This window comes from Achromobacter maghribensis (assembly GCF_057334215.1).
Genome location: NZ_JBHFII010000039.1, coordinates 38251 through 47852 on the forward strand (window position 1 = coordinate 38251; position 9602 = coordinate 47852).

A 9602-nucleotide genomic window follows, 5' to 3' on the forward strand; every position below is an offset into this window, starting at 1 on the left:
GCCGCGTTCAGACGCCCACGTCCTCGTCGCGGCGGCGCACCTTGCCGTCGCGCACTTCAAAGACCTCGTCGGCCAGCGCGTCGACATCCGCCGGATCGTGCGTGATCAGCAGCATCGGCACGTCCAGTTGCCGCTGCAAGGTGTTGAGTTCCTGGCGCATCTTGCCGCGCAACTGGGAATCCAGCGCGGAAAACGGCTCGTCCAGCAACAGGATGTCGGGTTGCAGCGCCAGGGCGCGCGCCAAGGCCACGCGTTGCTTCTGTCCGCCGGAGATCTCGTTTGGGTAGCTGCCCACGATGGCGCCCAATTCAAAGGCATCGACCCAGCGCTGCGCTTGCGGCCCGACACCGCGCTTGGGCGGATTGAGCCACCCGCGCCGCAAGCCGAATGCGATGTTCTGCGCCACCGTCAGATGGGGAAAGAGCGCGTAATCCTGGAACAGGTACGCCACCCGGCGGGATTGCGACGGCAGGCAGACGTCCGCTTGCGCATCAAACAGCACCCGTCCGTTGATTTCGATGCGCCCGCCATCCGGCCGCAGCAAGCCCGCCACCGCCCGCAGCGTCAGGCTCTTGCCCGCGCCGGACGGCCCGAACAAGGCGATGCGCTTGGACGACGATGCGAAGGCGACGTCCAGCTTGAACTGCCGGTCGCCCGAGACCATGCGCTTGGTGACCTGAATGTTGATGCTCATCGCCCGCCCCCGTTGCGCTGGCCCGCGCCAATGGGCACCAGCTTGCCCGCCACCAGCAAGACCACGACACAGGTGATTGACGTCACCAACACCAACAGGTTGGCGGTGTGGTCGTCTCCGGCCTGCACGGCCTCATAGATGGCGACCGATAACGTCTGGGTCCGCCCGGGCAGGTTGCCGGCGATCATCAACGTGGCGCCGAATTCGCCCAAGGCTCGTGCGAACGCCAGCAGCACGCCCGCCGCGATGCCGCGCGCGGCCAGCGGCAAGGTCACGCGGAAAAACACGCCGGCTTCTCCAACACCCAGCACGCGCGCCGCGTTCTCCAGTTGGCTGTCCACGTTTTCGAAAGCGGCCCGCGCCGATTTGAACACCAGCGGAAACGCCACGACGGACGCCGCGATCACGGCGCCCTGCCAGGTGAAGACCAATTCGATGCCCCACCCTGCCAGGGTTTCGCCGATGATGCCGCGCCGCCCCAGCAGAACCAGCAGGTAGTAGCCCAGCACGGTCGGGGGCAGCACCAGCGGCAAGGTCAGGATGGCGTCCAGCAGGTCGCGGCCCGGCCATCGCCAGCGCGACAAGGCGAACGCCGCAGCGGTTCCAGCCAGGGTGGCCAGAAGCGTGGCCCACCCTGCCACTTTCAGCGACAGCAGCAGCGGCACCCAAACCGGATCAGTCATCAATTTCCGCGATTCAACAGGTTCAGGGTTTCTGGAAGCCGTAGCGCGACAGGATAGCCTGACCGGCCGGCGACAGCACATAGGCCACGAAGCGGGCGGCGTCCTGGGCGGCGGCTTCGCGCGTCGTCACGGCGATGGGATAGGTGACCGGCGTCTGCGACGGCACCCGCAACGCGACCTTGACCTTGTCCGGCATGACGGCGGCGTCGGTCGCGAACACGAAGCCCGCGTCCACTTCGCCGCGCGATACGTAATCCAGGCTTTGGCGCACGTTCTGCGCCAGCACGCTCTTGGCCTGCACGACGTTCCACAGCCCGGCGGCCTCCAGCGCACTCTGCGTGTAGCGGCCCACCGGCACGGACGCCGGGTTGCCGTAAGCGATGCGTTTGACGTCGTCGCGGGCCAGGTCCTTAAGCGCCGTGATGTTGGCCTTGCTGTCGGTCGGGACGATCAGCACGATCTGGTTGGCTGCGAAGTCCACGCGGGAAGCGGGCTTGACGGCCTTTTCCGCGACCGCCTTGTCCATCGCCTTCTGGTCGGCCGAGGCGAACACGTCAGCCGGCGCGCCCTTCACGATCTGCTGCAGCAGCACGTCCGACGCCCCGAAATTCAGAATGACCTGGGTGCCGGGGTTTTCCTTCTCGTAGCCCCGGGCCACTTCCTTGAACGCGTTGGTCAGGCTGGCCGCTGCGGACACGACCAGATCGCCGGCGTGGGCGGTGGCGCCCCACAAAGCGGAAAGCGCCAGGGACAGCGCCAGCAAGGGGCGTTGGCGGGACATGATCTTCTCCTTCAGAATCGCGATGCGGTAACGCAATATATATAGGTATATAACGCTAGTCAATTTACCGCCAAAGCGGAAATTGAGCCTTATCAAACGACGGAAAAGACGGCGTCAGCCGCGTGCGATCGTGGTGACGCGCACCGATTCGGGCGCCAACGCGTCTTGCAGGCAGGCCAGCGCCAGTTCAGGCTGCGCCTGGCCGCACATGAAGATGTCCAGGGCCGCGAACCGGTGTTCGGGCCAGGAATGGATGCTGATGTGGGATTCGCTCAACAGCACCACGCCCGTCACCCCGGCGCCTTCGCCGAAATGATGGAAGTGCGCGCTGAGGACCTGGGCGCCCGCGGCCCGGGCGGCCGCGATCATCCAGCCCTCCAGCTTGGCGGCGTCCGTCAGCCGCTCGGCCGCGACGCCGCGAAAATCCGCCAGGACGTGGCGGCCCGGAGTGGCATGCACCGTCACTTGTGGGAGCCGCCCGAGGACCAGCCCGAACTGCCGGACGAACTGCTGCCCCAACTGCTACTGCTGCTTCCACCCGCCATGCGGACGCCGGGCGAACTGGCGCCGGTAGCTGCCATCACCACGACCAGGGCATAAATGGCATACAGGAACTTGCCCATCGTGCTATTCGTCCTTTGCGGAAAGCTTGTCCGCCAGCTTGGCGGGGAGCCACAGGAACGCCAGCCCGATCAATATCGGGAAAAAGCGGCCACTGAAGATGTTGCCCATGTTCAAAAAGACCATCCCGATCGTCGCGAACCACGCCCACTTACCGTATCCGCCTCGCTTGCCGCCCATGGGCAGGGACTTCTGCTTGGCCAGTTCGGCATTGCCGAACCATTCCGCCAATTGCGCGGGTGCCACGGGCGCCGCGGCCGACCAGCCGAGTTCGGCGTCGCCCAGTTCGCGCGTCAGCTTCAGCGTGCCGGCCTTGTAGTCGGTGATCTTCGTGGTGTCGCCTGCCTTCACGCGCCAGTTGAATGCGCCTAACGGCACCTCGACCCGCGAGGTGTAGTCGTACAGTTTCTGGTAGAGCTTGGAACGCCAACGCACGCTGGTCGCGTTGTTGTAGCTGGGCCAGGTGTCGCATACCTGCACGCGTTCCCAGCCCTCGTCCGTTTCCACCAGCCAGATGAAACCCTTGAGCGGATTGAACAGCAGGTATTCGATCCAGTCCGACGGCTCTTCGGGGTCGGGGTCGGCGCATTTCATCAAGCCGATCAACGTGAAGCTGACGCCGTCGATCTTGGCCACTGCGCCAAGCGCCAGCGTCGTCTTGATGGCCTGGACCTTGCGTGCCTTTTCGATGACTTCGGCCGTGGGGCCCGAGCAATCCACCGTCGCCGCGCAGGACGGGCAGATCACCTGGGTTGCCATGGCGGCCACGAAGCTGATGGGGCCGCCGCAATTCGGGCAATCCAGCGCCTTGATCTGGCCGCGGAACCGGCCGGCCGTTTCCTCGACCTGCTCGTTGGTGCGCAACGAGCCCGCCTGCATGGCCGACAAGTCGAACGCCTTTCCGATGTAGAGCTCCGGCTCGGGGCCGTCGGAGAAGTCCAACGTCAGGAAGGCATCCAGGCTGCGGAAGTCCGCCACCTTGGCTTGCCAACCGTCGCCGGGCACAAACGGCAGTTCGCCCTGCGCCCCGCCTGCCTGGCAGGCCCGCACGTCGGCGGCGATGAAGCGCTGGCCATCCAGCTTCAATTCGTCGCCGGGCGCGATGTCGGCAAACGCCGGCATGCCCTGCGTCGATTTGACCTTGCGTCGGCGCGTCAGGGCGTACTGGCCCGACGCATCCGACAACCAGCCGTCGGTGCCGTCTTCAAACCAGACATACCATTCGTTCCAGAAGCCTTCGTCGAAACGCAGCTGGATGCGGCCGACCACGTCAAAGCGCTTGCTGTCGTACTGGCCAGTCGCGCCCAGGCACAAGGGCGAATAGTCTTCCAGCACATCGGCCATTTCGCCGATGCGCCTGACCGAATCTGCATCCTTGAGCAAGGTGCTGCGGCAAGCGCCGCACACCGCCATGACCGAGGCCGTGGACGTGAACTTGACCGGAGCGCCGCACTGCGGACACAGAACCTGCTGCATAGGGCCTTAGCTGGTGAGTTTCTTCAGGACTTCCGCCTTGGCCGTGTCGTAGTCGGCGGCGGTGATCAAGCCCTTGTCCAGCAAGTCCTTCAACTGCTGCAGGCGCGCGGCGGGGTCAACGGGTGCGGCCGCGGGCGCCGCCGGCTGCGCTGGCTGCGCGGGCTGGCCCTGGCCAACGCCCAATCCCGCCGCCATCGTCTGCCCCAGCGCGGCGCCGGCCGCCAAGCCGGCACCAATGCCGGCGATGCCGCCTTCGTTCTGCGCCGCCAGCGGGATCGAGGTGGCCGTCTGGTACTGGGTGAACTTGCCCAGGTCGCCCGCCATGCCCATCGAAATCCGCGTGTCCAGCGCCTTTTGCAGTTCTTCAGGCAACGACACGTTTTCAACGGTGAAGTTGTCCAGCTTGACGCCATAGCGGTCGAACACCGGCGCCAGCTGTTCGCTGATGCTCTGCGACATCAGGCCCTGGTTGCCGGCGATATCCAGGAACGGCACCTTGGAGCCGCCCAGCGCCGTCGTCATCGCCGCGACGACCATGTTGCGCAGTTGCGCTTCCAGGTCGTCCACCGTGTATTCGTCGCGCGTGCCGCTGATTTCGCGGTAGAACTTGGCGGGATCCGAGATCTGATACGAATACACGCCGAACGCCCGCAGCCGCACCATGCCGAATTCGCTGTCGCGCAGCGTCACCGGCTGCGCCGTGCCCCAGCGACGGCCCAATTGCAGCCGTGTGCTGAAGAAGATCACGTCCGACTTGAAGGGCGACTCGAACAGCTTGTCCCAGTTCTTCAAGTAGGTCAGGATCGGCAGCGTCTGCGTGGTCAGCTTGTACATGCCGGGACCGAACACGTCGGCCACCTTGCCTTCATTGACGAACACCGCCATCTGCGACTCGCGCACGGTCAGGCTGGCGCCGTACTGGATTTCGAAATCCTGCATCGGATGGCGCCAGGCGAGCACGCCGTCGCGATCCTCGTTCCATTGCAGGATGTCAATGAACTGCTTGCGAATAAATGAACCGAGACTCATGGAAAGTCCTCCCGTGTCAGATCGGATGCGGCGCGCCTGCCTCAGGTCAGGCAGGCGGCGTTGACGACGCCAGCGGACAGCGAGATCGCGCCGATCAGGCCGCCCATGGCGATATTGTTCTGTTCGATGGCTTCGTTCATGCCGCGGATGGTCCGGGCGACCACGACGTACACGACGATCTGCACCACCATGGCGGCGATGCCCCAAACCAGGAACATCACGAAGCTGGCGTGGACGGCAATGCTGGAGCACAGCGTGAAGCTGAACCCCACCAGCGCGCCGCCGTAGGACAGCACGGCGGCGATATTGCCTTCGCGGATCAGTTCGAATTCCCTGTAGCGCGTCACGGCGGTGTAAACCGCGGTGAAAATGCCCAGCATGACAAGCGCCGAGACGATATAGATCAGATAGGTCACCGCCGGATGCATCGCTTCTCCCATTGCCACCCTCCCAATTGCGCGCAGTATATACGCGGCGTTCGATATACTGCGAACGCATTTTTCGTGTCGGACACCTCATGCGCGACCGCGTTCTCATCCTATCGGTATTGATCGTTGCTTCCTGCGGTTTGGGCTATGAGCTCATCAGCAGCGCGCTGGCCAGCTATTTACTGGGCGATTCGATACTTCAGTTCTCTTCCGTCATCGGCTGCTACCTGTTCGCCATGGGCATCGGGTCGTGGTTGTCAAAATATGTAAGAGACGAAGACGTTTTGAATCGATTTATCGATGTCGAACTGCTGGTGGCGTTATTGGGCGGCGTTTCCGCCGCGGTCCTGTTCCTGGTGTTCGCGTGGCTGTCGGCCCCCTTCCGCGCCGCCCTGTACGTGGGCGTCTTCGTCATCGGCCTGATGGTGGGGATGGAAATCCCGCTGGTGATGCGTGTCTTCAATCAGCGCAAGGCCGAATTCCGGGAGATCGTCAGCCGGGTGCTGACGTTCGACTATCTGGGCGCGCTGGCCGTATCCCTGATCTTCCCGTTGCTGCTGGCGCCCAAGCTGGGCCTGCTGCGCACCAGTTTCCTGTTCGGCATCATGAACGCCAGCGTGGCGCTGTGGACCACGTGGCTGTTCCGCGCCGAGATCCGCCGCCCCGGCGAAAAGGCCATCCGCGCCTGCGTGGTGATCGGCTTCCTGGCGCTAGGCTTCATGTGTTCCTCCGCCATGACGGCCTGGGCCGAGAAAGGACTGTACGGCGACGACGTCGTGCACGCCGAAACCACGCCCTACCAACGCCTGGTGGTCACGCGCTGGCACGACGACCTGCAGGCGCTGCCCTGGGCGCGCAATGTGCTGGTGCTGGGCGGCGGCGACGGCCTGGCCGTGCGTGAAATCCTTAAGTACAAGAACATTGAGCATGTCACGCTGGTGGATCTGGATCCCGCCATGACCGGGCTGTTCTCTCGCTCGGAACCGCTGGTCAAGCTGAATCAGGGGTCGTTGAAGGACCCGCGCGTCACCGTCATCAACGACGACGCTGGCCGTTGGCTGGAAACCCACGCCGAGGTCTACGACTTCATCGTGGTGGACTTTCCCGATCCCTCCAACTTCGGGCTGGGCCGGCTGTACTCGGTGCCCGTCTATCACCTGATGGCGCGCCACCTGGCCGAAAATGGCTACATGGTGGTTCAGTCCACCTCGCCCTACTTCGCGCCGCGCTCGTTCTGGAGCGTGGACGCCACCTTGAAGGAGGCGGGGCTGAACACCTGGCCCTACCACGCCTACGTGCCGTCGTTCGGCGACTGGGGCTTCATCCTGGCCAGCAAGCGGCGCGACTACACGCCGCCCGACAAGATCACCGTCCCCACCCGCTACCTGGATCCCGCGACCACCCGCGAACTGTTCCACTTCCCGGCCGACATGCCAGCCCTGGCGATGCCGCCCAATCGTTTGAATGAGCAGTCGCTCGTGCGCTATTTCGACGAGGACTGGCGCAAGGTCATCCGCTGATGCAGCGTCGCAGCTTCCTGCTGGCCGCGGCTACCGCGGCGGTGGCGGGCACGGCCGGCTACTACCGGTCGCGCATCGTCGAGACCACGCCGCACATCCATTACCCCGGCATGCAGGCCGGCCACGCCTTGCGCGACGGGGCGGCGCTGCCCGTCCCGTCCGCCAGCTACCGGCACGACGTGGCCATCCTGGGCGCCGGCGTGGCCGGCCTGTCCTGCGCGTGGAAGCTGGCGCGGGAGGGGCACACGAATTTCGTCGTCGTCCAAGGTCCTGAATTCGCCGGCAACGCGGCGGCCGGCCGGCAAGACGAGCTGGACTATCCGTTGGGCGCGCACTATCTGCCGCTGCCATCCATGGCGTCGACCCACGTTCGCGAGATGCTGGCCGACTTCGGCATCATCGAACGCGGCGCGGCCGAACTGCGCCCGTATTACGACGAATCCATCCTGGTGCACTCGCCGCAAGAACGCCTGCTGCGCAACGGCCGATGGGAAGACGCCCTGCTGCCCATGACCGGATTGCCCGACGCGGTCGTGGCACAGCATCGCCGGTTCCTGGCATTGATTGACCGGCTCCATACGCAGACCGGAAGCGACGGCCGCAAGGTCTTCAGCATTCCCATCGCGCTGTCGTCGCAAGATGCCGCGTGGCGCGCGCTGGACACGATCACGTTCAAGCAATGGCTGGACCGCGAAGGCTACACGTCGCCAGCCCTGCACTGGTACCTGAACTACTGCTGCCGCGATGACTATGGCGCGCAGTACGACGTGGTGTCGGCCTGGGCCGGCCTGCACTACTTCGCCAGCCGCGACGGCCACGCCGCCAACGCGGGCGAAGGCGCGGTCCTGACCTGGCCCGGTGGATTGTCCGCGCTGACGGACCGCATGCGCGACGCGATCACGCAAAAGTTGGGGCACGCGCGATGGCTGATGGCGGGCACCGCGGTGCGCGTCAACGAGACGCCTGGCGGCACGCTCACGACTTGCGTGACCCCGGGCGCCTTCCCCGGGGCCTACACGCTGCAATCGCGCCGCACGGTCTGCGCCATGCCGCTGTTCGTGGCCCAGCGCATCCTGCCGGACATCCGCGCATACGGCTACGACCCGGCGGCGCACGCCTCGCCGCACGCGCCGTGGCTGGTGTCGAACTTCGTGCTGGAAGGCTATCCGCTGGAAGCGCCCGGCGAACCGCTGTCCTGGGACAACGTGGTCTACCAGGGCCAGGCGTTGGGCTACGTCGTGTCCACGCACCAGCTGCTGCGCGTGACGCGGTCACCGCGCACGGTGTTCACCGCGTACCACGCGCTAAGCGGCCAGACGCCGAACGCCGCGCGCCAATGGCTGGCCACGGCTAGCCCGCAAGACCTGCGCGACGAAGCCGCCGCCGACCTCGTGGCCGCGTATGGCCGCGAATTCTGGCGCAATGCGCGCCGGCTTGATATCACGGTGCGCGGCCACGCCATGGCCACGCCACGGTGCGGCTACCTGTCCAATCCCGGACTCGCGGCGTTGCGCGAGGTCGACGGACCGATCTTGTTCGCGCATGCCGACTTATCGGGCTATTCCGTCTTCGAAGAGGCCTCGTGGTGGGGCGTGGTGGCGGCCGGCCGGATTCTTGGGCAACCGCCGCCGCAAGCCTGATGCGGCGGGCGCGACGGATTCCCCCCTGCGCCGCCATCCGCTGCAATACAATTCCCGGCCTCGACGCTTCGAATAAAAACTCATGGGAAAGCACGTCATCGTCTTGGGCGCGGGCATTGTCGGTGTCTGCTGCGCGCTGGAGTTGCTGCGCCGCGGCGCGACCGTGACCTTGGTCGACAAGCAAGAACCCGGCATGGAAACATCGATGGGCAACGCCGGCGTGCTGGCGCGCAGCTCGCTGATGCCGTTCAACCATCCCGGCTTATGGCGGCAACTGCCCCGCTTGCTGAAAAACGATACGGTCCAGTTCCGCTACCGCCCGCGATACCTGGCGCGGAACCTGGGCTGGGCGGCACGTTTCCTGATGCATGCGCGGCCCGCCGTTTTCCGCGAAACCGTCGAGGCCCTGGACGGCCTGATCCGGCTGTCCGCGCCCGAACACCTGAAACTGCTGGACGCTGCTGGCGCGCGCCATCGTTTGCGCGACACGGGATGGGTGTTCCTGTACCGCAGCGCAGCGGCCTGGGACGGTAGTGCGCTAGCCCGCGAGACCTTTGCCCGGCATGACGTTCCGACGCAGGTCCTTAGCCCCGCCGAACTGGCGGCAATGGAGCCTGCGCTTAGCCCCATCTTCCATCGAGCGCTGTGGATCCAGGGATCGTATTCGGTCGACGACCCGCATGAGGTCGTTGCCGCCTATGCGGAATTATTCCTGCGGTCGGGCGGGGCG

The 9602-nt window shown here is 65.4% G+C and carries 11 protein-coding genes; 4 read left to right on the plus strand and 7 right to left on the minus strand.

The window, feature by feature from the left end:
* Positions 1-7 precede the first annotated feature (7 nt).
* The 4 genes from ACE039_RS15780 to speD form a co-directional block, all read right to left on the minus strand.
* Positions 8-694 (minus strand): ATP-binding cassette domain-containing protein, encoded by a 687-nt coding sequence (locus ACE039_RS15780; protein WP_485822777.1) that lies wholly within the window; start codon positions 692-694, stop codon positions 8-10.
* Positions 691-1377, minus strand: a complete 687-nt coding sequence (gene modB / locus ACE039_RS15785; RefSeq protein WP_105556530.1) for a molybdate ABC transporter permease subunit — start codon at positions 1375-1377, stop codon at positions 691-693. Before modB ends, ACE039_RS15780 begins: the two co-directional genes overlap by 4 nt.
* Positions 1378-1399: 22 nt before the next feature.
* On the minus strand, positions 1400-2158 hold the full coding sequence (modA, locus tag ACE039_RS15790) for a molybdate ABC transporter substrate-binding protein (RefSeq protein ID WP_485822778.1): 759 nt from the start codon (positions 2156-2158) through the stop codon (positions 1400-1402).
* A gap of 114 nt (positions 2159-2272) precedes the next feature.
* Positions 2273-2623 (minus strand): adenosylmethionine decarboxylase, encoded by a 351-nt coding sequence (speD, locus tag ACE039_RS15795; protein ID WP_485822779.1) that lies wholly within the window; start codon positions 2621-2623, stop codon positions 2273-2275.
* Between speD and ACE039_RS15800 the strand changes: the two genes are divergently transcribed.
* Entirely contained in the window at positions 2612-2758 is a 147-nt protein-coding gene (locus tag ACE039_RS15800; protein ID WP_158266041.1) for a hypothetical protein, read from the plus strand. The genes speD and ACE039_RS15800 overlap by 12 nt on opposite strands.
* 27 nt (positions 2759-2785) lie before the next feature.
* Here the strand turns inward: ACE039_RS15800 and ACE039_RS15805 are convergent, their stop codons facing one another.
* Genes ACE039_RS15805 through ACE039_RS15815 form a run of 3 tightly spaced genes read right to left on the minus strand, consistent with a single transcriptional unit; the run spans position 2786 to position 5712 of the window.
* Positions 2786-4255 (minus strand): DUF4178 domain-containing protein, encoded by a 1470-nt coding sequence (locus ACE039_RS15805; RefSeq protein WP_485822780.1) that lies wholly within the window; start codon positions 4253-4255, stop codon positions 2786-2788.
* Positions 4256-4261: 6 nt separating this feature from the next.
* Entirely contained in the window at positions 4262-5284 is a 1023-nt protein-coding gene (locus ACE039_RS15810; RefSeq protein ID WP_105556533.1) for an SPFH domain-containing protein, read from the minus strand.
* A gap of 41 nt (positions 5285-5325) precedes the next feature.
* On the minus strand, positions 5326-5712 hold the full coding sequence (locus tag ACE039_RS15815; RefSeq protein WP_313464424.1) for a DUF350 domain-containing protein: 387 nt from the start codon (positions 5710-5712) through the stop codon (positions 5326-5328).
* 89 nt (positions 5713-5801) lie between these two features.
* On the opposite strand from ACE039_RS15815, the gene ACE039_RS15820 reads away from it, so the two are divergent.
* From ACE039_RS15820 to ACE039_RS15830, 3 genes are all read left to right on the plus strand, one after another.
* Positions 5802-7232, plus strand: a complete 1431-nt coding sequence (locus tag ACE039_RS15820; protein ID WP_485822781.1) for a spermidine synthase — start codon at positions 5802-5804, stop codon at positions 7230-7232.
* Positions 7232-8872, plus strand: coding sequence for an FAD-dependent oxidoreductase (locus ACE039_RS15825; protein ID WP_485822782.1), 1641 nt, complete (start codon positions 7232-7234; stop codon positions 8870-8872). The genes ACE039_RS15820 and ACE039_RS15825 overlap by 1 nt, the downstream gene beginning before the upstream one ends.
* Before the next feature lie 82 nt (positions 8873-8954).
* A partial coding sequence (locus ACE039_RS15830) for an NAD(P)/FAD-dependent oxidoreductase (protein ID WP_485822783.1) occupies positions 8955-9602 on the plus strand: 648 nt, incomplete at its 3' end.

Excerpts from the sequence above, each read along its gene's own strand:
- ACE039_RS15815 (WP_313464424.1), bottom strand. The coding sequence starts at position 5,712 with ATGCATCCGGCGGTGACCTATCTGATCTATATCGTCTCGGCGCTTGTC.
- ACE039_RS15820 (WP_485822781.1), top strand. The coding sequence starts at position 5,802 with ATGCGCGACCGCGTTCTCATCCTATCGGTATTGATCGTTGCTTCCTGC.
- ACE039_RS15810 (WP_105556533.1), bottom strand. The coding sequence starts at position 5,284 with ATGAGTCTCGGTTCATTTATTCGCAAGCAGTTCATTGACATCCTGCAA.
- ACE039_RS15780 (WP_485822777.1), bottom strand. The coding sequence starts at position 694 with ATGAGCATCAACATTCAGGTCACCAAGCGCATGGTCTCGGGCGACCGG.
- modB (WP_105556530.1), bottom strand. The coding sequence starts at position 1,377 with ATGACTGATCCGGTTTGGGTGCCGCTGCTGCTGTCGCTGAAAGTGGCA.
- ACE039_RS15825 (WP_485822782.1), top strand. The coding sequence starts at position 7,232 with ATGCAGCGTCGCAGCTTCCTGCTGGCCGCGGCTACCGCGGCGGTGGCG.
- modA (WP_485822778.1), bottom strand. The coding sequence starts at position 2,158 with ATGTCCCGCCAACGCCCCTTGCTGGCGCTGTCCCTGGCGCTTTCCGCT.
- ACE039_RS15805 (WP_485822780.1), bottom strand. The coding sequence starts at position 4,255 with ATGCAGCAGGTTCTGTGTCCGCAGTGCGGCGCTCCGGTCAAGTTCACG.
- ACE039_RS15800 (WP_158266041.1), top strand. The coding sequence starts at position 2,612 with ATGCACCGTCACTTGTGGGAGCCGCCCGAGGACCAGCCCGAACTGCCG.